The following is a 22,747-nucleotide window of genomic DNA, read 5'->3' as shown; positions in this document are numbered from 1 at the left end:
GAACTATAGCTTATTTTGTATTTCTTTCTGGCTATCTTCAGAGAACATGCGGTAATCATGCCATTTATAATCACACCGCATAGTGTATTAATATAGCCGGAAGCCGCCGCGGTATTCGCCTACAAGGACATTGGCTTGAAGCAGGCGCCCAAGGTCTTGCTGGACTCGGCTTCGATGTCCGCCATGCTGCCGTACATCATCACCAATGCGGTGCTGTTCTCGTTCCTGATGGCCAGCGCACATATCCCGCAGGACATGGCGGCCTGGATCATGAACAAGGGCTTCGGCATGATCAGCTTCCTGCTGATGATCACCTATATTCCGCAAATATCGCTGTGGCTGCCGAATCTGGTTTTCGATTAAACCGGATTGGGTAAAAAAACTAGCCGGACGATTTTTGTGCGACAGTTTTAAGGATTTTGCAAAATTTAATTTGGATCAAGCTGGAACATTTCAAATAATACTTGCAAATCTCTTTACTGGATCAATATACGATTCCGTTTAATTATTTTGTCCCGTTCCGACAATCCAGTGTTATGATTGCGAAAATTCTGGATCCAGCTGTAATACGCAGGTCATATTTGGATGCTGGGTCAGGCGGCAGTAAATCGAATTTCAGAGGAGTAGTGCATAAAGAACGGCAGAAATGCCGACATATAACGAGGAGACACGCGTTCCAAATGAGCTGTTATAACAGCCTGAACGCGCAGCAGCAATTTGAGGGCGCATCTCCGGATGCGCCTTTTTTGTTTTATGCTGTCGACATGAAAAATGCACACGCAGCCTCCCTGTTTTCGGCCATCGTCGCAGCGCCTTTCGGCGCGGTCGGCATCCGCACCGAAGCCGCCCTGCTGCAGGAACTGGTCTACCTGCCACCCTCCTTCGACGCCAAGGCTGCCAGCGATGCGCTGGCCGAACAAGTCGCGCTCCAAGTCAGCCGCTACCTGGACGATCCGGATTATCGTTTCGACCTGCCCCTGCCGGACATCGGCACCGCGTTCCAACGCCGGGTATGGCAGGCGATTGCCGCGATACCGCGCGGCGCAGTGCTGACCTACGGCCAGATTGCCAAGCAACTCCGGTCGGCGCCGCGCGCGGTCGGGCAGGCCTGCGGCGCCAACTGGTTCCCGCTGGTGATTCCTTGCCATCGCGTCACGGCGGCAGGCGGGCTGGGCGGCTTTTCGCACCACGACGATGCAACCGGCTTTCACGTCGGAGTCAAGCGCTGGCTGCTGGCGCATGAGGATGCCGCAGGCTACCGATGACGGATCAAGCCGAACTGCCTGCCGCCAGCCAAGCGGCAATCGACGCCTTTTGCGACACCTTGTGGCTGGAAGACGGCTTGGCCAAGAATTCGCTGGAAGCTTACCGGCGCGACATGCGCCTGTTCGCACTCTGGCTGCAGGCAGCATCCGGCAAGGCTTTGTATCAGGCCAGTACCGACGACCTGAGTGCCTACTTCAGCGCCAGACACGACACCACCAAGGCGACCTCGTCGAACCGCCGCCTGGCGGTGCTGAAGCGTTTTTATCAGCTGGCACTGCGCCAGCGCGAGGTCGAGGCCGATCCCTGCCTGAAGATGCAGAGCGCCAGGCAGCCGGCGCGGGTGCCGAAAACCTTGTCGGAAGCGCAAGTCGAGGCGCTGCTGGCGGCGCCCGACATCGACACCGTGCTGGGCTTGCGCGACCGCACCATGCTGGAACTGATGTATGCCAGCGGCTTGCGCGTGACTGAGCTGGTGCTGCTGAAAACGCTGGAAGTCGGGATGAACGAAGGCGTCTTGCGCATCACCGGCAAGGGCGACAAGACGCGCCTGGTGCCTTTCGGCGAAGAGGCGCGCAGCTGGCTGGAACGCTATCTGAAACAGGCGCGCGGCGTGATTCTGGGCGGCCAGGTCGACGATGCCTTGTTCGTTACCGCCCGCGGCGGTGCGATGACGCGCCAGATGTTCTGGATCCTGATCAAGAAACATGCACGCAAGGCCGACATCAATGCGCCACTGTCGCCGCATACGCTGCGCCATGCGTTCGCCACCCACCTGATCAATCACGGCGCCGATTTACGGGTGGTGCAGCTGCTGCTCGGGCATGCCGACATTTCGACCACGCAGATTTATACCTATGTGGCGCGCGAACGGCTCAAGAAATTGCACGCCAAGCATCATCCACGCGGCTAGTCATCAGCGCCGTACAACTTCACCCGCATCAGCACTTGCCCGTGGTCGCTGGCCTCCGGCTGCCGCAACTGGAGATGGTCGTTCAGGTAAATAACCTCGAGCACTTCGCCGACCGCGAAGCGCGATGCCGGATTGAACTCTTCCGACACCAGGATATGGTCGATGGTTTCGAATTGCCCCTGATGTAGGGTGCTGAAGCCGACGTTGCACAACGGATCGGAACCAGACTGGATGCGGTAGCTGTCGAACAGGCGGTCGTCGAAGCCGTTTTTTCCGTGGCGGCCGTCGCCCATCACGATCCGGCTGGTGATCGCGCCGGCGACATCGTTGAAATCGCCCATCACTACCAGCGGCACCCGGTTGCCATGAAGCAAATCGGTCAGCAAATAACGCAGACCGAGCGCTTCGGTGCCGCGCCGGATCAGCGAACGCAAGGAACCCAAGCCCAGCTGATAGGGATCGTTTTCATCTTCCCCGTTCCAGTAATCGGGGCGTTGTGATTTCAGGTGAACCACAAAGACATTCACGATCAATTCGCTCGATAGCGCCACTTGCGCATGCAGGACCGGCCGCGTGAAGCGATTCGAGATCGCGCCCGCACCCGGCAATGCGACCGACAGCTGCCGCGGCAGTTCGCTGTAAGTCTTCACTGCGCCCGCCAGCGGCAGCCGCGATACCAGTGCCACGCTCGGAGTCAGCTGGCCGCCGCGTATCACCGGGTCGAAACCGACCTGCTGCGCATGCGCATAACGCTTGCTTTTGGCCAGCGCATGCTGCAATGCCGCCTGCGAAAAAATTTCCTGGAACCCGATCACATCGGCATCCAGGCGGTCGATCTGCTGCGCGATCCAGTCGGTTTTTGCCTCGAATCCAGCGCTGCTCAGGGGCGCCAGATTGTCGTAGCAGACCGCGCCCGGCAGCGCCAGATTGCAGACATTGAACGTGGCAAAGCGGATTTCCTGTTGCATAATATGCCCTTGATTGAGATCCCGACAGATATCCTGAGCGTAGCACGCATGGCCAAGAAAGAGCACATCTCCGAAACCCAGGCAACCCAGTGCCTGCGCAAGCACGGCATCGCATTTTCCGAGCATCCGTATGCATATGAAGAACATGGTGGCACCGCGGTGTCGGCGCAGGCGCTGGGAGTCGATGAACACTGCGTGGTGAAGACGCTGGTGATGCAGGACGAAGCCGCCAAGCCGCTGATCGTCCTGATGCATGGCGACCGCAAGGTGTCGACCAAGAACCTGGCGCGCCAGATCGGCTGCAAATCGGTCGCGCCGTGCAAGCCGGAGGTGGCCAACCGGCATTCCGGCTATCTGGTCGGCGGCACCTCGCCGTTCGGCACCAAAAAAACGATGCCGGTATACGTCGAGCACAGCATCCTGGCGCTCGACAAAATTTACATCAACGGCGGCCGCCGCGGCTACCTGGTCGGCATCGACCCGAAAGCGATCGCCACGGTACTGACGATCCAGAGCGTCGATTGCGCGCTCGACGATTGACACGCAAAATACGCGGGCATGCGAACGCAATCCCGCCGCCCCTGCCATGCCAAAAAAATGAATGGAGTATAGTGAAAATCATGCCGTTTCTGCACGATTTTATTGCGCTAACAAAAAATACATCGACCCTGTATTTTTTATTCACGCAAACGGTGCCGCCACCCGGAGCAGCGTCGATCTCAAGGCTTCGGTGTGCCGCCGAGCAGTAGCGCCACTTTGGTTTTGGACGGCTTGCCGGAGCCAGATGTCGCTGCGCCCTGCCCTTGGCCGTTGGCCGGATTCGATGCCGGCGATTGGGCCGGCTCGTAAGGTTTCAGAAACCAGGGGTCGATTCTTTCCTTGCGCGGAGCGGCGGCATAATTGCTGCGTCCCGGCGCGGCTGCAGCGCGGCTGGTATCCTCGCGGCGCGGCGGCCGTTCGCTGCGTTCCGATACGCGCGCAGATGCAGGGGCAAAACCGACCAATTGCTGGCGTTCGAATTTGCGCTTGATCAGCTTTTCGATGTCCACCAGCAAACGTTCATCCTTGTCGGAATACAGGGAAATCGCATCGCCCGATGCGCCGGCGCGGCCGGTGCGGCCGATCCGGTGCACATAATCCTCGGCGTTGAACGGCAGATCATAATTGATCACGCACGGCAGTTCGGCAATATCCAGCCCGCGCGCGGCGACATCGGTGGCGACCAGAATTTCGATCTTCCCTTGCTTGAAGGCATCCAGCGCAGCCATCCGCTCGGCCTGGCTCTTGTCGCCATGGATCGCGGTGGCGTTGACGCCTTCCTGCACCAACTGGCGCGCCAGGCGCGATGCGCCAATCTTGCTGTTGGAAAACACGATGACCTGCTTCAAGCCGCGCTCGCGGATGATGAAGGACACCGCATCGCGCTTGGCCGACTCCTCCATCTTGTAGACGATCTGGGTCACGTTTTCGGCGGTCGAATTACCGCGTGCGACCTCGATCATGACCGGGTTAGTCAGGAAGCTGTTGGCCAGCTTCTTGATCTCACTGGAGAAAGTGGCGGAAAACATCAGATTCTGGCGCTGCTTCGGCAGCAGGTTGATGATCCGCTGCAAATCCGGCAGAAAGCCCATGTCGAGCATGCGATCCGCCTCATCCATCACCAGCATCTGCACTTGCGACAGGTTCAGGGTCTTCTGCTGCACGTGATCCAGCAAACGCCCAGGCGTTGCGATCACGATCTCGACGCCGGAGCGCAATGCCGCGGTCTGCGGCGCAATATCGACGCCGCCAAAGATCACCGTGGCGCGCAATCCGGTATGGCGCGAATACGCTTTCACATTATCGGCCACCTGATCGGCCAGTTCGCGCGTCGGCGTCAGGATCAGCGCGCGTACCGGGTGGCGCGCAGGAGAAGCGCTGGCATTCGCATGCGCCGACAATAACTGAATGATCGGCAATGAAAATCCGGCCGTCTTGCCGGTGCCGGTCTGGGCTGCCCCCATCACGTCGCGCCCTTGCAGCACGACGGGAATCGCCTCGGCCTGAATCGGCGTCGGATGGACGTATCCCTGATCGGTGAGTGCCCGCAAAATCTCGGCCGACAAGCCGAAATCCTCAAAACGAATTGTTGGGATGTCAACTTGCGCTGTTGCGGGCAGTGCAGATGATGCAGTTGGTGCGGACAGTGTTTCCGGCGTGGTTTCAGACATGGTGTATATGGTGGGCCTCCCGTGAGTCGAACACGGCACCAACGGATTATGAGTCCTTATTGTTGAGTGACTATGTACAACAATGTCTTACTAGACAAGAGGTTATATGCGGTTAAGTTACTTTAGCAGGGCATTGTATCACTATGCGGTTGAACCTTAGTTGAACCTTAAATCGGACAAATTCATTCAGAGATTAATGCATCAACAGACTGAAAATTACCGCCAGGCAGCCCCGCCAACTGTTGAAGCAAAGGCGCTTCCTTCATGGAACATTTGACAGGAAAAATTTTTGCACCAAAGCCATCAACCATATTGTACGTGTAATGCCATCACCAATACCCGAGCCGCCAAACGGTTGGATCAGGCAGGCACTGGGTTTCCGGCAATTTAGCATGCGCGGCATCGCCAAGACCCAGGCGGAGTAGAAATTCGTCTGCGCTGCGCTTAATTTGAAAAGAATGGCAAACAGGCGTGTGCGTAGTTTGAAAACTGGCCTTCCAGCGCCTACCAGCGCGCGAATCACGTCGGCAAGGCAACAATTCCAGCATACAATGCCGGGCCAACTTCAGCCCGGCAGGCGTTGCGTATGTCTCGCTCGTTCAAATCCTGTCTGCCGCGCAGACTCCTAGGTCGAATACGGCAAAACCTATCGCCCGTTTTTTTCATCTCGCTGAACAAGGCCCTGCCGGCCAATCGCGTGCATTGCCGGTACCGGCTTGGCCGAAGCGCAACGCGCGTCCTTCGACTACTTCTCTGGAATACACACTGTTCCGCAGGAGTTGCCGGCAGCCGGACGCTGCAGCTGGTTGCTCTCCCAGGGATCGATGCGCAGCGACGAAGGCGCTCCGGGCGCCGGCTGGCGCAAGGTGTGGGAAGGCAATCGGCCGGGCGATCGTCATGAAAAATTCCGTCTGTATCGACGCAACGGGCAACACGCCGACAGGTAAAAAAACGCCTACATCCCTTCCGCAGAGAAAACCTTCGAGAACCATCGGCTCACTCTGTCCTCCGGGATTTGCTTCGGAACATTTTTTCTCTGTGTCAGTGGTCGCGTTCGATATTGCGACATTTTGACATGGCTAAGCGCAGGCCTTGCCAAGTGGAAGTGAAAGCCACTTGCAGTCGCGGCAATGGCTTTTGTTGAGCATGGCCAGATGGATCAGATCACCCGACGACTTGACGCCGAGTTTGCTCATCAGACGACCGCGGTGAGCTTCGACCGTCTTGTGACTGATCCCCAGAATTCTCGCAATTTCCTTGCTGCTGTTCCCAGCGACCACTAGGTCGAGAATTTCCTTCTCGCGCTGCGACAGGCTGTCCAGGCAATCGAGATATTTGAGCTTCTCGTTCTGCTTGCCCATCGCCTCCTTGCTCAACTCCAGGGCGGCATTGACCGCATCGAGCAGATCCTGGTTGCGGTACGGTTTTTGCAGGAAATCGATTGCGCCCTTCTTGACCGCCTGCGCCCCCATCTGTGCATCGCCGTAGGCCGAGAGAAAGATAATCGGCAGGACAATGCCATTTTCACAGAGCATCTCCTGCAGTTGCAGTCCGCTGATGGTCTGCATCCGGACATCGAGAATCAGGCAGCCGTACGAACAGGAAATATCGGCCTCAAGAAAGGCCTTTGCCGAATCGTAGCTCTGCACCTTGAGCGAAATCGAATTGAGCAGCCAAGTCAGCGAATGCCTGACCGATTCCTCGTCATCGACGATGAATACGGTCGGCCCAGATTTGTCCAATAGCATGAGTCTCTCCTTTGTGTGATGCCTGCATCGCCAGGGATTCTCCGATCCTGGTCCCGCACCCTGCTACATTGCTACATTGCTACATTGCTACATTGGCAAGGTAAACTGAAATTTTGATCCACGCTTGCCGATCTTCGAAAACGAAAGTTCCCCACCATGCGATTCGACAATCGACCGGCAAATCGTCAGCCCGACCCCCATTCCGTCCGGCTTGGTAGAGAAATAGGGCTCGAAGACGCGTTTGGCTGTCTGTTTTTCGACGCCGGTCCCATGATCCTGGACGAAGACCTTGATCGCCCTTCCTTCTCCGACGACCTCCGTACCGATGATCAGCACGCGCGCTTCGGCCGGCAGGCTGATCATCGCTTCCATGCCGTTTTTCATGAGATTGAACAAGACCTGCTGAATTTCGACCTTGCATAGGGGAACGAGAGGCGGATTGGGAGGCAATTGCAGCTGGACCGTCACCTGGTGCCGATGGATCTCGAAATTAAGGAACGACAGCGCATCCTGGATGACCTCGTTGATGTCCTCCGGAATCTTTTCCGGCTTGTGTTTGCAGACAAAATCCTTGACGTGTCGCAGTATATCCCCCGCTTGCCCAAGATATTCGAGCGCCAGCCCGAGGGACGTGGATATTTCCTCGACGCCATCCACACGTTCGAGACGAAGCCTGCAGCCGTTCAGGTAATTGACCGCGGATACCAGGGGCTGGCCCATTTGATGGGCCAGCGCGGCGCCCATCTCCGACATCGAATTGATCCGCCCGAGCCGGGTGAGTTCGGCATGGCGAAGTCTTTCCAGTTCCTCGATCCGTTTCCGGTACGTGATATCGGTGAAGGCGGCGACCACCATCTTTTGATCATTGTGTTCGATCAAGGACGAACTGACACTCAGCCAGCGTACCTTGCGGCTTTTCTCGTCGCGCATGCCGATTTCCAGGTGGCGGATCGACTCGCTCTGATAATTGCGAATCTGCCAGGGCAATCGCTGCCGGGGAATGTCGGTTCCGTCGTGGAGAAAAAAGCGCCGCGGCAGCTGCTGCCAACTCATCGGGAGCGCGCGTTTGGTACCGACCATTTCGACAAACTGACAGTTAGCCTCAAGAATGCCACCTTCGCTGTCGGTAATCGAAATCCCGATCGGCAGCATGTGGAACAGCGTCTGGTACTTCTCGCGATTCTCGTTCGCAATGTCTTCGGCCTTCTTCCGCGTCGCGACCTCCTGCTCCAGACTATTGACGTGCCTGCGCAGTTCGGCCGTCCGCTGGTGGACCAGAATCTCGAGCTTCTCGACGTTGGCCTTCAGCTCGTCTTCCAGCCGCTTGTGATCCGAGATGTCCTGCACCACCCATATGCCGCCGAGCCGCGGGTTGGATGGATTGAGTAGCGTGCCGGTGACGATGCACCAGACCAGCGTTCCGTCCTTGCGGATGATCGGGCGCTCGTCCTTGAAAGTATTGTGGCGCTCGAAAAAGTGGCCGAACTTGTCGCCGATGGTCGTAAACGAGTCCTCGCTCGGATACAGCAAACGCACCGACTTGTTGTCGAGCTCGCCTCGGCGGTAACCTAACAACTCCTCGAAGCGAGTGTTGCAGCGAATTAAGGTTCGGTTGCGCAGATGGCAGATGGCCACCGGCGTATTGCGGAAAATCGCCTCGTACCCGACAGCGGGATCGCCCCCGGACTCCGCTGCCGCTTCGCTGGCCTCAAGCTCACAGTCATCCATAAACTTCGCCTTTTCCTTGCTCATATTTTTTGATTCTACGTCAGAAAATTCTGCCCTTGTTGCGTTCACGAAGGAATTCAGAAGTAGCTCCGTTCGTTAAGACAGAGTTTTTGATTTCTAAGTGGAAGCTCCGCAGCGTAGGGTTATCCACGAGCGCACGCGCCGGCGGGTAACCCGGTTCAGCATCAAGCGGCCTGCACTTGAGGTTGTATTTTGAAGTAGACCATGTCCGGCGTTTGACGGTCAAGCGACGAGTGCTGGCGTCGGCTGTTGAAGAACTCAAGATAGCCGCCAAGCCTGGCTCGCGCCTCGGCGACCGTCTCATATGCATGCAGGCAGACAAATCCACGCCGCATCGGAATATAGGTCAAATCCGTGGCCCGGACCTGATTGGGCCGATCAATGACCATATCGCGCAGCATCCGGGCGCCGGCGAATGGGTACTCGAAACGCAGCTCATCCATGCGGCGCATCAGCGCCAGATCCGACGTCCGGCCCGCCAGCTGCTTCCTTCCTTTCCGCCGCTGCGGCAAAAATCTCGCTGGATCGGCTGATCAATTCCGATTTCCATTGCGTAATCTGATTCACATGCACGTCATACTGCGCGCTCAGCTCGGCCAGCGTCTTCTCGCCTTGAATACCGCAGCGTGATTTCTTCTGGTACATTTCATTTTTACTCCCAATGCGCGCATTGCGTTCTCTCATTTGAGCGGAATTTCCACTTAGCCGTCTGTCTGAATTTCCGGAATCATCTCTTTCGGCCTCGCATCGCGCCGTCTCCTCGATGACGGATCCTACACCCATCAGCGGATGATTCGCACCAAGGACACCTCCCTGGTCCTTAGGTGTTTGCACCAATTGTGATGTGGACGAAAGATGCTTAAATTGATAACGCTGACACGCAATTCTGGATTGCCGACGTTGGACGCTACCGGCTTTCCAGAAACAGCAGAAGGTTTGACTTTCGGTTTACCTTTTATTCAACACTGGGACCATCGTGAAAATTCCTCTTGTTACAGAAATACAGAGGTTCAGCCTGCAGGACGGGCCTGGAATCAGGACGACCATTTTTCTGAAAGGTTGCCCTTTGAGCTGCCCCTGGTGCCACAACCCGGAAACACAGGATCCGCGTCAGGAGTTCTATTACAACCAGTCGCGCTGCGTCGGCTGCGGTCGCTGCATTGAAGTCTGCCCGGCTGGTACCTCGAAGCTGGTGAAAAATTCCGACGGACGCACGACCATTCAACTCGACCGTAGCAACTGCCAGCGCTGCATGCGCTGCGTCGCCGCTTGTCTGACCGAAGCACGATCGATCGTCGGCCAGGCGTTAAACATGGAGGACATCCTGCGCGAAGCGCTGGCGGACGAACCCTTCTTCCGCAACAGTGGCGGTGGGGTCACGATCAGCGGCGGCGATCCCCTCCTCTACCCTGAGTTCACACTGCAACTGGCACAGAGCCTGCACGCAAGCGGCATCAACGTCGCCATCGAGACCTCGTGTTTCCCCAAACTGCGCAAGGTGGTCGAGTCGCTGATCGGCTCGATCGACCTGTTCATCGTCGACATCAAGTCACTTAATCCACAAAAGCATGTCGAGGTGATCGGCTGGCCGCTCGAACCGATTCTGGCCAACCTCGAAACGCTCTTTGCGGCGCGGGCCAAGGTCCGTATCCACATCCCGGTGATCCCCGGATTCAACGATACCGAGGACGACTTCAGAACCTACGTCGAGTATCTGAGCCGCCACATAGACGATATCAGCGGGGTGGACATCCTTAATTACCATTGCGGCGGCGAAGGAAAATACACCTCCCTCGGAAGGGATAGCAGCTATCAGTACAAAGGCGTGGAAGAAAACCCCGCCGAAAAAGTGTTACCGCTGGCGAAAGCGCTGAAACAGGCAGGACTCAGCGTCACCGTTGGCGGCATTGTCGGCATCGCAGACAGCAAAAGCGAAATTGGCTGCGGTACCGTTTTTGGCATGTAGTAAGAACCGAGCAACGAGAGGAGACCAAATGACAACATGTAAGGAATGCGAATTCTTTTCCGCAATCCCTGAGAACGCCGACGACTTTGAAAAGAACAAGGGCGACTGCGTCACCGAAAAGGAAGACGAAAAAGGCAAGTACTGGCTTTCCAAACCGGTATTCGAAAGCAATCCGTGCTGCGGCACTTTCCACACGCGCCAGACGGCGTGATCCGAGGAGGAGACAATATGGGCAACATGGCAAACATAGAATCCCTGGAATACAAGGGCAACATCATTCAGTTCACCCCGGAAAACCCAGCGGAAAAGGATATCCCGGCCGATGAACTCCATGAGCACCTACAAAACCCATCCACGCCAAGGACCAAGCGGCTCAAGGCCCGTTGTCGCTGGAAGCACGCTTCGGCCGGCCAATTCATCGAAAAAGGTGTGACCGCCGGTATTGAGCGTATGCGATTCCTGACCGAGGCGCACAAGGCAAGCATCGGCAAGCCGGAAGTCATCCGGCGGGCGCTTGGCCTGAAGAACGTATTGGACAACAGTACGCTGGTGCTGCAACCCGACGAGTTCATCGTCGGCTACCACGCCGAAGATCCAAATATGTTCCCTCTGTACCCTGAGCTTTCCTACATGGCCGTTCAGGATTACCTGAACAGCGATTTTTCACCGCAACCCGTCCAGGAAGCGACAGAGATCAACGAGTACTGGAAAGCCTACAGCCTCCAATCCAAGTGCCAGTCGTATTTTGATTCCATGGATCTGGGGCGCATGTACCAAGTAAGTAGCATGGAGGCGCCGTCGTTTGCCTCAGGCTACAACAGCATGGTGCCGCCTTACGAAACCGTGCTCGAAGACGGTCTATTGGCGCGGATTGATATGGCGGAAAAGCACATCGCGGAAGCTAGGGCCGAAATGGCTAAATTTCCTTGGGACGCCACCAAGGGCCTCGACTGGATCGAAAAGATTGATAACTGGCAGGCCATGATCATTGCCTGCAAGGCAGTCGTGGCTTGGGCGCGGCGTCACGCTAGGCTATGCCGGATCGTCGCAGAGCGCTTCGAGACCGACCCCAAGCGCCAAGCTGAACTGCTAGAAATTGCCGACATCTGTCAGCGCGTACCAGCCGAACCGTGCAAGGGCTTGAAAGATGCCTTCCAGGCAAAGTGGTTCACCTATCTCATCTGCCATGCCATTGATCGCTACGCCAGCGGCTACGCGCATAAGGAAGACTCACTGCTGTGGCCGTACTATAAGGCAAGCGTGGTCGACAAGAGCTTCCAGCCAATGGAGTACAAGGACGCCGTCGAGCTCGTGGAAATGGAACGACTTAAGATATCCGAACATGGCGCCGGCAAGTCACGCGCCTATCGCGAGATATTCCCCGGCTCGAACGACCTCTTTATCCTGACCGTTGGTGGCACCAACGGCGATGGCTCCGACGCCTGCACCGACATGACCGACGCCATTTTGGAGGCCGCAAAACGCATCCGCACGACCGAGCCGTCCATCGTCTTTCGCTACTCGAAGAAAAACCGCCAGAAAACCCTGCGATGGGTGTTTGAGTGCGTGCGCGACGGGCTAGGCTACCCGTCTATTAAGCACGATGAAATCGGCACCCAGCAAATGATCGACTACGGTAAATACAGTCTCAACGGTAACGGCGCCACCCCGGAAGAAGCGCATTACTGGGCCTGCGTGCTGTGCATGTCCGCAGGACTCGTCGGACGACGCAAGACTCAGAAGACGCGGTCCGAGGGTGGCGGCTCAATCTTCCCGGCTAAAATCCTGGAGATCTCGCTCAACAATGGCTACGATTGGTCCTACGCCGACATGCAACTCGGCCCGGAAACAGGTTATGCGAAGGACTTCAAGACTTTCGATAGTTTATTGGAAGCATTCCGCGAGCAGTACAAGTACGCGATCAATCTGTGCATCCGTACCAAGGACGTATCGCGCTACTTTGAGGGACGTTTCTTGCAGATGCCCTTCGTCTCGGCGATCGACGACGGCTGCATGGAATACGGCATGGATGCCAACGTGCTCTCCGAGCAACCCAACGGCTGGCACAACCCGATCACCACGATCGTCGCCGGCAACTCGCTGGTCGCCATCAAGAAGCTGATCTACGACGAGAAGAAGTACACGATGGACCAACTCATGGAGGCGCTCAAGGCCAACTGGGAAGGCTTCGAGGAGATGCGTCTGGACTTCAAGAAGGCACCCAAGTGGGGCAATGATGACCCGTATGCCGACACGATCATCTCGAATTTCTACGAGGACATTATCGGCGGCGAGATGTGCAAGATCACCAACTATTCCGGCGGTCCTGTGAATCCGGTGGGGCAGGCGGTGGGATTGTACATGGAGGTCGGCTCACGCACCGGGCCGACACCAGACGGCCGCTTCGGCGGCGAGGCGGCCGACGACGGCGGCATCTCACCGTACATGGGTACCGACAAGAAGGGGCCGACGGCAGTGCTGCGCTCGGTGGCCAAGGTGCAGAAGAACCAGAAGGCGAACCTGCTCAACCAGCGCCTGTCGGTGCCGATCATGCGCAGCGCGCACGGCTTCAACATCTGGCACGCGTACATGGACACCTGGCACGATCTCAACATCGACCACATCCAGTTCAACGTCGTCAGCAACGAAGAGTTGAGGGCCGCGCAACGGGAACCAGAAAAGCACCGGGACCTGATCGTCCGCGTCTCGGGTTTCAGCGCCCGCTTCGTCGACATCCCGACCTACGGCCAGAACACGATCATCGCCAGAAATGAGCAGGACTTCAATGCGCAGGATCTTGAATTCCTGAACGTCGAGCTTTGATCCAGGCGTATCCGGAGGAGGTCCTGCACACCGGATTCCTCCGGATATTTGCGATTATTAATGAATACTTTGGGCTACTGACATGACAGAGATACACACTCAGGTTCACAGCGAAGAAAACACCAACAAACCGTGCAAATCCTGCAAGTGGCAGACGCCGGACCCGACCGATCCGCTCCGCGGGCAGTGCACGGTCAACCGTCACGCACTGGGCGGTGTCTGGAAACGCTGGATCCGCGATGTCGAGCACATGACGTGCAGTCGGCACGCGGAGGGCGAATTAAGCTTCCGCGACCACGTGTAAGCTGGCGGCGGCGCGCGCGGCATCATTGCCGGACACGCCGCCCGCCCCACCCCACCCCACCCAGCAACCAGGAAAAAAGCGCGCAGATCATGAAAACCAACCTTAACAGCGTTCTCATCCCGGACGCAGACCCCTACTACTACCTGTCGACAGAAAACCTCAGCTTCCTCGACAAGATCAACAAGATCTCGCAACGCCACCCGGTCAACGTTTTGGTCGTCGGTAAACAGGGATGCGGAAAATCGTCCCTGGTCAGGCAATACGCGGCCGTGCATCGGCTGCCGCTGGCGACTTTCCAGATCGGCGTTCTCTCGGAACCAGGACAGCTGTTCGGTGAATACGCGCTCGAGAACGGCGAGACGAAATACAAGCAGTTTCTGTTTCCTCAGGCGATCCAGACGCCCAACTGCGTCATCCACCTGGAGGAAATCAACCGCCCCGAGCATCCGAAAGCGCTCAACATGCTGTTTTCGATCCTCTCGGACGACCGCCAGGTCTGGATGGACGAACTCGGGCTGTTGAAGGTGGCCGACGGCGTCGTTTTTTTCGCCACCTTGAATGAGGGCGACGAATTCGTCGGAACCGAGCTTCTCGATCCAGCGCTGCGCGACCGTTTTTACGTGACTTCGATGGACTTCCTGCCGAACGCCGTCGAAAAGGAAGTACTGCAGAAGAAAGCCGGCGTCACGCCCGAGCAGGCCGAGGAAATCATCACCGTGGTCAATAGCCTGCGTGCCAGCCCCGACCTCGGTGTCGAGGTATCGACGCGCAAGACGCTAATGATTGCCGAAATGATCACCGCCGGCGGCAGCCTGCGCGAGGCGATCGCGACCAGCCTGCAGACCGACCGGCAGACGCTCGAATCGGTGCTGCTGTCCCTGCATCTCAAGCTGGGCAAGAGCGAGCGGGGAAACACCGAATTCGTGCTGTTCACGCCCAAGAACTGAATCCCGAGCCATCATGGGACACCAACCAGCCGCAACACCTGCCGTCGAGCGCTTCGAGATTCTCGGCGAGGACGGCTATTCCGAATTCTGGCGCCGCGACAAGTCGCCGATCGAGCCGGTCGAACTCTCCAAACTGCTGCTAGCAATACGCAAGATCACCGCCTACATCGGCCGCAACGTCGGCGACATCGTCTGGTCGGGCATGGACATCGAACACGCCATCGCCCTCGACCCCTCCCCGATCATGGGCAGCTACCCGGTGCCGGCCGCGAAAACCGATTTGATGGTCGGACTTGCCATCCAGCAAGCGTTCAAGCGCACCGAATGGAGCGAGCGGGTACGCGAGCTTGCCACCGCAAAACTCGCGCCACCACCCCAGTACCAATACAAGTTCAACATGTTCCTGAATCTGGCCGAGGACGTCTACACTGACAACCTCGCCAATCGCAGCGTACTCGGCCACTACGCCGAGGCCGCCCGCCGCTGGCGCATCAAGAACAATGCGCGCAGGCTACTTTCCCCGCCAACACTCTCGGAATTGCTGCATCTGTGGTGGGCCTTTGCCGCCGACCGCGACGAAAACGCCTATTGGGACTGCCGTATCGACCCGTGGCTCGAGGAGCTGATCGATCACGCCGCGCTCGAAAAGTATTACCGCCGGCCGCTGAAAATCCTCGCCGCGAAGATTCCGGCATTGCGCCACGACTGCCCGCGGATTCCCGGCATCGCCGAGCGCACCGACTTCCGCGTCGAACTCTACCTATCCACCTGGAACGAACTCCTGCCCTACGTCCGCTTCTGGATCGGCGACAGCGGCGACCGATTCATGGTCCACGACATCAGCGAGAATGATGAAGAACTCGCCGTCGAAGATGCGTACCGGAAAGCGGTCAAGGCGACGATTTCCAGCTATGCCAAACTCATCGAGCGCAGCCTGCCGAAGAAGAATCGTGACCTCACCGATCTCGTCATGGACAACGTAATGAACACCGAAGGCGTCGTGCCGGTCGCGGGAAACGACGTGCTGATGCCGGCCCGCGACAAGATTGACAAGGAGCTCCGGCACCGGCTCGAACGCGTCGTTCGCACCGTCGCCGCGCGCAGCGTCTCCTTCAACCGCGGCCTGACCTCGGGCAAAATCCACAGCCGGCGGCTGTATCGGGCGCATACTACCGGCGCGGTCTTCCAAGAGAAGAAACACGAATTCGATCTACGTAGCGAGATCATGCTGTTGATCGACGCAACCGGCTCGATGGCCGACCCAGCCAAGTGGGGCAAGGCCGAAGTCATCTACCAGACGCTGTTCACGGCAATCCACACCTATGCCAAGAACGCGCGGCTGTTCGCATACAACGAGGTCAAGGATACCTGCCGCATCTCCGAACTCTACCGCGGTAGGCGAATGTTCACCCTCCTGCCGAACGGAAAGACCGCGTCCGGCGAAGCGATCATCGCCACCGCCCTCGGCACCCGCAGCTACAACCGTCGGCGCCTGATCATCCACCTCACCGACGGGGCGTCGAACTGGGGCTGCGGTGTCGGCGAAGCCATCGCGCTCTGCCGCAAACGCAAGATCGGCCTGCTGACGCTGGGAATCGACTGCAGCGTGGCGGCAAAGCAATCGCTGCGCGAGGAGTACGGCAAATTGGTGCAGTTCGTGGACAAGACGGAACAACTGCCGCACCTGCTCGGCACTTTGCTCGGCAATGAACTGCGGCACTCATCGGGTGGCGCGTGATGAAAAACGAACTTCTCGAGCAGGTTTTGGACCACGAGTGGCAGATGTTTGTACGCGTCCGCAGCGCCAATCCGGCCCCCTGCCAGAGCGCGCCCGCGAATTTTCGGACGATCCGCGGCAGCCTGTTTGAGATGTGGAGCGAAGCGATGCTCCAGGCCTATCTGGAAAATCTCGAAGATGCTCTGGCCCGGGGCCGCAACCTGCTGAGCGAAAAATACGCGCGCATGGACAACCTGATTCCCGCGCTGAGCGACAGCCCCCTGATCGGCGAAATCGTCGCCAGCGAAGAGCGCTGGCAGGACGAACTACGCCAGCGCTACCCGGCGCTCTACCGGCGCTGCTGTCGAAGCCGGGATCCGAGCGGCGATGGCAGGGAATTTTCGGTCTATCTGCGCTGCGAACTCGAAACCTACGGCGAGCGGACGCTCCAGCTATATCACGAAAACATGATCAACGCCGAAGCGCTCAAGCGCAACTTGGCAATCGAAGCCCTCGAACAGCTCGTGCGCCGGAGCGGCTACCGCGATGCCGCGCATGCCGAAGCGCATCTGGCAAGCAGCGGCACTTGACCGGTATTGAACAATGGGCACAGCGACCACCGTTCTGGCGCGCGACAGTCGCCCCGGCCTGCTCTGGCTGATCATCGGCGGCTGGATGCTGCAGCCCTTGTCGACCGACCTCTACCTCGCTTCGCTACCGCACCTGAGCACCTACCCTCGTTTGCAGCCGCAGAGGAACCATGAAATTCAAGGAGAGGAGAAATGGAACAGATGATCGAGCGCTCGCGTGAAATTGCCTGGTTCACGGCCCGCGTGCGGGAATCCCGCTACGCGCTGTCGGAACATGCCATGCGCAACGTCATGACCGGCCAGTTCAACGTCGCGGACATCGAGAGGGTGCTCGTTTCCGGCTACGTAATCGAGGAGCATCGCCACGAACGCCGAGGCGTCAGTTACTTGGTGTGCGCCGCTGCACACGACAGCCCCCTGCACGCCCTGTGCGCTCCGGCCAACGACGGCAGCCTGCTCGTGGCCTTTGCCTACATTCCGGCGCCGCCGCTCTGGCTCGACACAAGACATCGCAACCCCGAGGGAGGGCATCGCATGAACGCACCGTTGCAAACCTGTTTTTTCTGTGGCGGCGAGATCAAGTTCGTCACCGTCGGCAACTTCGACTACCGGCTCGAAGGCCGGCTGTATGTAATCAAGAAAGTACCGGCCGGTCTGTGCCAGCAATGCGGCGAGAAATACCTCGCGGCGGATGTCGGCCGCCAGATGAACGCACTCATCGCAGAAGGGAAATTCACCCGCCGCGAAGATGTGGACGTCATCGACTACGAACCGGCTGCAGCGCCATGAAGGGGCTGGATCTGGCCGAACGCTATTTCGAGCATTACGGCCTGCCCATGCTCGAACAGGCATTCGCTGCCGAGCACGGGCGAATCGCCGCTGGCCTCGTCGGCGACGGCTCCGACTGCCTCGGCTTCGACGACAAGTTTTCGCGCGACCACGACTGGGGTCCGGGTTTCTGCCTGTGGCTCGACAAATCCGACTATGCGGCAATCGGCCTCCGCTTGCAGGCCGCATACGATGGCTTGCCGAAAACCTTCGGGGGCTTCGCGCGCCACGCCGGCGAATGGAGCGCCGGCCGCGTCGGCGTGCTCGAGACGGGCGCCTTTTACCGGAGCTTTCTCGGTCGACCCGAAGCGCCGGGCAACCTGTTCGAGTGGTTACGTATTCCGGAAAACAGTCTGGCCGCATGCACCTCCGGCAGGGTCTTTCGCGATCCGCTCGGCGAATTCTCCTGGATCCGCCAGCAGCTTCTCGACTACTACCCGGAGGATGTCCGCCGCGCCAGAATCGCCGGCCGCTGCATGGTCGTCGGCCAGTCAGCGCAGTACAACTTCCAGCGTGCCCGCTGGCGCGACGAAGCGTTCGTCGCCCAATACGCCGAAACCAAGTTCTGCAGCGACGCCATGGCGCTCGTTTATCTGCTCAACCGTCGCTATGCGCCCTACTACAAATGGCTACATCGCGGCATCGCCGGGCTGCCGCGCCTGGGACCCTTCATGTTCGACACGGTCCAGACGATCGCCACGAGCCACTGCCAGGATGAAAAACAGGCCTGCATCGACGAAATCTGTGCGGCCGTGATCGGGGAGCTCCAGGCCGAAGGACTGAGCGATTCGAACAGCCGCTTCCTCGTCGATCACGGACCCAGCGTGCACGACCGCATCGCCGACCCCGACCTGCGTCGGCTCGACATCCTGACTGCCAGGTAAACACTCATGTCCATGAAAAAAATCCTCGTCATCGGCGGCAGCTACTTTGCCGGCCGCGCTTTCGTCGAAGAACTGGCCAAGGAAAGGAACGCCGAGATTCACGTCTTCAACCGCGGGCGTTTCCCGCTCGGGATGCCGAGTGTCATCGAGCACGTCGGCGACCGCGAAGACGCAGCGCAGATCCGCGCTGCGATCCCAGCCGAAGCGTGGGATGCGGTTGTCGATTTCTGCGCCTACCACCCGGCGCACATCGAGGCCCTGCTCGCCAATCTTCCGGGGGCGACGAAACGCTACGTTTTCATCAGCACAACGACCGTGTGCCGGCCAAGCCGGGATCTTCCCATCGGCGAGGATGCCGCGAAACTCGATAGCCCGCAAGGCGAGCTCGGCGAATACGCCCGTTACGGATTTGACAAATGGCGCGCCGAAGGCGCTCTGGCGCAGGCATGCGCGCAACGGGGCATCACGCACACGACGCTGCGGCCGGCGATCATCTATGGCTACTACAACTACGCCCCGCGCGAAACCTACTTCTTCGAGCGCCTGTACGAGCGTCAGCCGATCGTCATCCCGGAAACGGACCTCGCACTGTTCAGCTTCATCTGGGTCGGCGACATGGCGCGCCAGATCATCCATTGCCTCGCCGACGACCGTGCGACAAATGCGACTTTCAATCTCGCCGCGCCGGAGCTCGTGTCCTACGGCAAAATCGTCGAGGCACTCGGCGAGATCACCGGCAAGCCCATCGCCCCGGTGCGTCTTTCCGCAGCAGAAATCGAACGGCAACGGATCCCACTCCCCTTCCCGCCGGACCAGCACCTCATCTATAGCGGCGCAAAAATCGATCGCCTGTTCGACATCGACTACACGCCATTGCGCAGCGGCCTGCGGCAGGCCCTCCAGTACTATCTGATGGTCCGCCGGCAGGCCGCCGGGAAAGCCTCGCCATGAGCGCAGACTTGCTCCTGACACGAATCGGCGCCATCGGACTGACGGCTGCCGCTACCGGTTCCGCCTTTATCGCCATCAAGGGCCAGCGCATTCTCGCGGTCGGGCGAGCGGCGCAAATGGCCGACTTTGTCGGGCCGCAGACCCGCTTCATCGACTGCCGGGGCGGCATCGCCGTGCCCGGCTTCAACGACGCGCACTGCCATCCGTTCGCCTTCGCTATCACCCTGCGCCACGTCGACTGCTCGGCGCCACGCGTGCGGTGCATCGCCGATCTGCAGTCGGCGCTCCGGAAAAAGGCCGACATCTGCGGTAGCGAACGCTGGATACGCGGGGCAAATTACGGGCCCGCCGACCTCGCCGAAGGGCGCGGCCCCGACCGCTGGCAGCTCGACCAAGCGGTTCCCGATCATCCGGTCGTGCTGATCGAACGCTCCGGGCAGCACTGCGTGCTCAACAGCCGGGCGCTGGCGCTGTGCGGCATCGACGAGCGCAGCATCAGCTCGGACGCCGGCCAAATCCATCGCGACCCACACACAGGGCGCCTTACCGGCGTCGTATCGGGCAATCACGCCGGCATCGCTGCAGCGATCCCGCCGCTCGATGCCGACGAAATCGAAGCCGGCCTGCGTGCAGCCGACCGCGAGTACCTGGCCGCCGGCATCACCTCGCTGCAGGACACCAGCTGGTCGAATACCTACGCCCACTGGCAGGCGAGCAACGCCTACAAGGCGGACGGCCTCATCGCGCCGCGACTCACGCTTTGCGCCGGCATCGACGCGCTGCGCGAGTTTTCCGGTCGCGGCCTGAAGACCGGCAGCGGCAGCCCGCACCTGCGGCTCGGCGCGATGAAAATCGCGCTCGACGAGAGCAGCAGCGACGCCGACCCGCCCCAGGAGGCCCTCGATGCCGCCGCCCTCGCCGCGCATTCCGCCGGTTTTCAGCTCGCCTTCCATGTGCCCGATGTCGGCCTGCTGCAACGCTCGCTCGCCGCGCTCGATTTCGTCCGCGAGAACTCGCTATTGGCGCCGCTGCGACCGCGCTTCGAGCACTGTCCGGCCTGTCCGCCGCAACTGCTGGCGGAACTGGCAGAAAGCGGCGCGACCGTCGTCGCGCAACCGAATTTGCTCTACCTGACCGGCCCGCGCTACCTGCAGCAGGTTTCCGAGGAACAGCAACGCTGGCTGTTCCCGTTCAGATCCTTCCTGGCGTACGGCATCCCGCTCGCCTTCGGCTCTGACTCCCCGCTGACCCCCTGCGATCCGCTGCAGGCCATGCGCACGGCGGCGAGCCGAGGCGTAGACGGCGGCGGAACGGTCACACCCGATGAGCAAATCCCGATGCACAAGGCGCTCCGCCTGTACACCGAGGCCGGCGCCCGCGTCTGCGGTGAGGAACACGAGAAAGGCTCGATCCGCCCCGGGCAACTAGCGGATCTGGCGATTCTCGATGTGCCGACGGGGGATGAGGAAGCACTGAGCGCAGCCCGGGTGGTGCTGACCCTGATCGACGGCCAGGTGCGCTGGGAGTCGGCGAACTGAATCGAGGCAACGATTTTTGAACAAATGATTTTTGGCTGGACGCGGAGTTTTCCGCCCGATTGAAGTCTTTACTGAAGAGGTACACCCATGGAAACCATCAACTTCGCAAACATCGACGCGCTCAAGCAAAGTATCGGAAAAGAGTTCGCCGTCAGCGACTGGATAACGATCTCCCAGGCGGACATCGATCAATTCGGGATCACCACAGGCGACGATCACTGGATCCACACCGACGTAACCCGTGCCACCGAGGACTCGCCCTATGGCGGAGCGATTGCGCAAGGATATCTGACCCTTTGTTTCCTGGCTAAATTTTCCAGGGAAGTCATTGCCAGAGACAACGACCGCATCTGCATCAACTACGGGCTTGACCTTGTCCGCTTTCCCGCGCCCGTGCGATCCGGCCAGCGCGTTCGCGCCCATCTGTCGCTTGCCTCCATCCACAAGCTAAACGGCGGCGGCAGGGCCGCCTGGCATGGCTCCATTGAAATCGAAAACGGCGAAAAACCTGCCTGCTACGCCGAGTTGATCTCGCAGTGGTTCAATACTTCGGCGGGAGGTTGAAATCGCCAGTCGGCCCCCCCCCGGGGGACATGATCCAGATGGGGAAGTGTTACAAACTGGGTGCGAAGCGAAGCGAAACGGCGGCGATCCCTCAGCCAATGCGGAAGCGGCCAGTCAACTGCGACAGCTTTGCGCGGAGCACTCCGCCAGATCCTTAGCCAGTCTCACCGTCTTGCACACGGTCGCATTGTTGGCCCATACCCTGTGCGATGGCTTCCACCTCACGTGTGACTTTTTCCGCGAACCCAGCCTGCTCGCTGACACAGACGGCCTTGATGGCGGCGTTGAGAGCCAACAGATCTGGCCAATCCAGGCGGTCAAAAGTATCCATCCAACCTCACTGGTGTCCGGTTAAAAACTGAATAAATTCAATTGGTTAGAAAAAGTTCACGTTCAAGTCGACGCCACCCTAAAAACCGTGGAAAGCCAAGCCAGATAAGGCTTTCAGGCGATCGACACCTACATTAACCGGACACTAGTGATGCGTTAAGCACAATGCTTTTTCATATACTCCAGTTTTTTCATGTAACGTTCGGCTTAGAATTCATCCCATTCGCCGTCTGCGCTGGCTGCCGGCTTGGCTGTTTGGCTGGCCGGCACCGCGGTGCGGCCGCTTGCGCGCTGGCCGGCATTCGGCAGTGCGGCTGCCGCATTGATTACCCGCGCCGGCCTGGCTGCATTTTGAGTCAGTCGCATGCCGTCGAGCTTGAACACGCTGACCACCTGCGACAGATTTTCAGCCTGGTCGTGCAGCGACGCGGCAGCGCCGGCCGCTTCCTCCACT

24 protein-coding genes and 2 pseudogenes are annotated in these 22,747 nt (G+C 59.0%); 18 read left to right on the top strand and 8 right to left on the bottom strand.

Going from position 1 to position 22,747, the window contains the following annotated elements:
• Positions 1–108: 108 nt before the first annotated feature.
• The 3 genes and pseudogenes from HMCN_RS0112150 to xerD form a co-directional block, all read left to right on the top strand.
• Positions 109–321 (top strand): annotated as a pseudogene (locus tag HMCN_RS0112150) (TRAP transporter large permease subunit); the annotation flags it as partial.
• A 443-nt stretch (positions 322–764) separates the two neighbouring features.
• Positions 765–1,265, top strand: a complete 501-nt coding sequence (locus HMCN_RS0112145) for a methylated-DNA--[protein]-cysteine S-methyltransferase (RefSeq protein WP_025917649.1) — start codon at positions 765–767, stop codon at positions 1,263–1,265.
• Positions 1,262–2,176 (top strand): site-specific tyrosine recombinase XerD, encoded by a 915-nt coding sequence (gene xerD, locus HMCN_RS0112140; protein WP_025917648.1) that lies wholly within the window; start codon positions 1,262–1,264, stop codon positions 2,174–2,176. Before HMCN_RS0112145 ends, xerD begins: the two co-directional genes overlap by 4 nt.
• On the opposite strand, the gene HMCN_RS0112135 is transcribed toward xerD, so the two are convergent.
• Entirely contained in the window at positions 2,173–3,144 is a 972-nt protein-coding gene (locus HMCN_RS0112135) for an endonuclease/exonuclease/phosphatase family protein (RefSeq protein ID WP_025917647.1), read from the bottom strand. The genes xerD and HMCN_RS0112135 overlap by 4 nt on opposite strands.
• Before the next feature lie 48 nt (positions 3,145–3,192).
• Between HMCN_RS0112135 and ybaK the strand changes: the two genes are divergently transcribed.
• Entirely contained in the window at positions 3,193–3,684 is a 492-nt protein-coding gene (gene ybaK / locus HMCN_RS0112130) for a Cys-tRNA(Pro) deacylase (RefSeq protein WP_025917646.1), read from the top strand.
• Between the two features lie 179 nt (positions 3,685–3,863).
• Here the strand turns inward: ybaK and HMCN_RS0112125 are convergent, their stop codons facing one another.
• Positions 3,864–5,354 (bottom strand): DEAD/DEAH box helicase, encoded by a 1,491-nt coding sequence (locus HMCN_RS0112125; RefSeq protein WP_193366418.1) that lies wholly within the window; start codon positions 5,352–5,354, stop codon positions 3,864–3,866.
• Positions 5,355–6,070: 716 nt separating this feature from the next.
• Here HMCN_RS0112125 and HMCN_RS19345 point away from each other — a divergent pair.
• Entirely contained in the window at positions 6,071–6,301 is a 231-nt protein-coding gene (locus HMCN_RS19345) for a hypothetical protein (protein WP_155837553.1), read from the top strand.
• Between the two features lie 132 nt (positions 6,302–6,433).
• On the opposite strand, the gene HMCN_RS20040 is transcribed toward HMCN_RS19345, so the two are convergent.
• The 4 genes from HMCN_RS20040 to HMCN_RS20125 all read right to left on the bottom strand — a co-directional run bounded on the left by HMCN_RS20040 (position 6,434) and on the right by HMCN_RS20125 (position 9,496).
• Positions 6,434–7,102 (bottom strand): response regulator transcription factor, encoded by a 669-nt coding sequence (locus HMCN_RS20040; protein WP_035626896.1) that lies wholly within the window; start codon positions 7,100–7,102, stop codon positions 6,434–6,436.
• An 87-nt stretch (positions 7,103–7,189) separates the two neighbouring features.
• Positions 7,190–8,854: a PAS domain S-box protein gene (locus tag HMCN_RS0112110; RefSeq protein ID WP_025917643.1), complete on the bottom strand. Its 1,665-nt coding sequence runs from the start codon at positions 8,852–8,854 to the stop codon at positions 7,190–7,192.
• Positions 8,855–9,015: 161 nt separating this feature from the next.
• Positions 9,016–9,294 carry an integrase core domain-containing protein gene (locus tag HMCN_RS20130; RefSeq protein ID WP_162174137.1) on the bottom strand — a complete coding sequence of 93 codons (279 nt, stop codon included), beginning with the start codon at positions 9,292–9,294 and terminating at the stop codon, positions 9,016–9,018.
• Positions 9,287–9,496: a hypothetical protein gene (locus tag HMCN_RS20125; protein WP_155837552.1), complete on the bottom strand. Its 210-nt coding sequence runs from the start codon at positions 9,494–9,496 to the stop codon at positions 9,287–9,289. Before HMCN_RS20125 ends, HMCN_RS20130 begins: the two co-directional genes overlap by 8 nt.
• A gap of 331 nt (positions 9,497–9,827) precedes the next feature.
• On the opposite strand from HMCN_RS20125, the gene bssD reads away from it, so the two are divergent.
• The 13 genes from bssD (at position 9,828) to HMCN_RS0112030 (ending at position 21,963) form a co-directional block, all read left to right on the top strand.
• Complete coding sequence (gene bssD, locus HMCN_RS0112095; protein ID WP_025917640.1) at positions 9,828–10,817, top strand: [benzylsuccinate synthase]-activating enzyme; 990 nt, start codon at positions 9,828–9,830, stop codon at positions 10,815–10,817.
• Positions 10,818–10,845: 28 nt separating this feature from the next.
• The gene (gene bssC, locus HMCN_RS0112090) at positions 10,846–11,028 is read left to right on the top strand and encodes a benzylsuccinate synthase subunit gamma (protein ID WP_025917639.1); all 183 of its coding nucleotides are present in this window, start codon (positions 10,846–10,848) and stop codon (positions 11,026–11,028) included.
• 17 nt (positions 11,029–11,045) lie between these two features.
• On the top strand, positions 11,046–13,640 hold the full coding sequence (locus HMCN_RS0112085) for a glycyl radical protein (protein WP_202962668.1): 2,595 nt from the start codon (positions 11,046–11,048) through the stop codon (positions 13,638–13,640).
• Positions 13,641–13,722: 82 nt separating this feature from the next.
• Complete coding sequence (locus tag HMCN_RS0112075) at positions 13,723–13,944, top strand: benzylsuccinate synthase beta subunit family protein (RefSeq protein WP_025917637.1); 222 nt, start codon at positions 13,723–13,725, stop codon at positions 13,942–13,944.
• An 89-nt stretch (positions 13,945–14,033) separates the two neighbouring features.
• Complete coding sequence (locus HMCN_RS0112070) at positions 14,034–14,891, top strand: MoxR family ATPase (RefSeq protein ID WP_025917636.1); 858 nt, start codon at positions 14,034–14,036, stop codon at positions 14,889–14,891.
• A 13-nt stretch (positions 14,892–14,904) separates the two neighbouring features.
• Positions 14,905–16,629 carry a hypothetical protein gene (locus HMCN_RS0112065; RefSeq protein ID WP_025917635.1) on the top strand — a complete coding sequence of 575 codons (1,725 nt, stop codon included), beginning with the start codon at positions 14,905–14,907 and terminating at the stop codon, positions 16,627–16,629.
• Positions 16,629–17,198, top strand: a complete 570-nt coding sequence (locus HMCN_RS0112060; protein ID WP_025917634.1) for a DUF4125 family protein — start codon at positions 16,629–16,631, stop codon at positions 17,196–17,198. The genes HMCN_RS0112065 and HMCN_RS0112060 overlap by 1 nt, the downstream gene beginning before the upstream one ends.
• A gap of 13 nt (positions 17,199–17,211) precedes the next feature.
• The gene (locus HMCN_RS0112055; RefSeq protein WP_025917633.1) at positions 17,212–17,403 is read left to right on the top strand and encodes a hypothetical protein; all 192 of its coding nucleotides are present in this window, start codon (positions 17,212–17,214) and stop codon (positions 17,401–17,403) included.
• On the top strand, positions 17,391–17,987 hold the full coding sequence (locus tag HMCN_RS0112050; protein ID WP_025917632.1) for a YgiT-type zinc finger protein: 597 nt from the start codon (positions 17,391–17,393) through the stop codon (positions 17,985–17,987). The genes HMCN_RS0112055 and HMCN_RS0112050 overlap by 13 nt, the downstream gene beginning before the upstream one ends.
• On the top strand, positions 17,984–18,910 hold the full coding sequence (locus tag HMCN_RS0112045; protein WP_025917631.1) for a DUF4037 domain-containing protein: 927 nt from the start codon (positions 17,984–17,986) through the stop codon (positions 18,908–18,910). Before HMCN_RS0112050 ends, HMCN_RS0112045 begins: the two co-directional genes overlap by 4 nt.
• 6 nt (positions 18,911–18,916) lie before the next feature.
• Positions 18,917–19,861 (top strand): NAD-dependent epimerase/dehydratase family protein, encoded by a 945-nt coding sequence (locus HMCN_RS0112040; RefSeq protein ID WP_025917630.1) that lies wholly within the window; start codon positions 18,917–18,919, stop codon positions 19,859–19,861.
• Positions 19,858–21,399, top strand: coding sequence for an amidohydrolase (locus HMCN_RS0112035; RefSeq protein ID WP_025917629.1), 1,542 nt, complete (start codon positions 19,858–19,860; stop codon positions 21,397–21,399). Before HMCN_RS0112040 ends, HMCN_RS0112035 begins: the two co-directional genes overlap by 4 nt.
• A gap of 87 nt (positions 21,400–21,486) precedes the next feature.
• Positions 21,487–21,963 (top strand): MaoC family dehydratase, encoded by a 477-nt coding sequence (locus HMCN_RS0112030; protein ID WP_025917628.1) that lies wholly within the window; start codon positions 21,487–21,489, stop codon positions 21,961–21,963.
• Positions 21,964–22,117: 154 nt separating this feature from the next.
• Here HMCN_RS0112030 and HMCN_RS19335 read toward each other — a convergent pair whose 3' ends face one another.
• Both HMCN_RS19335 and HMCN_RS19640 read right to left on the bottom strand, forming a co-directional pair.
• Positions 22,118–22,294: a hypothetical protein gene (locus HMCN_RS19335; protein WP_155837551.1), complete on the bottom strand. Its 177-nt coding sequence runs from the start codon at positions 22,292–22,294 to the stop codon at positions 22,118–22,120.
• A gap of 206 nt (positions 22,295–22,500) precedes the next feature.
• A pseudogene (locus tag HMCN_RS19640) lies at positions 22,501–22,747 on the bottom strand (methyl-accepting chemotaxis protein); the annotation flags it as partial.

The sequence above is a fragment of the Herminiimonas sp. CN genome (genome assembly GCF_000622895.1).
Taxonomy (GTDB): Bacteria; Pseudomonadota; Gammaproteobacteria; order Burkholderiales; family Burkholderiaceae_D; genus AVCC01.
Note: the sequence above shows the minus strand (reverse complement) of the source record. Positions and strands in the feature narration are given on the sequence as shown.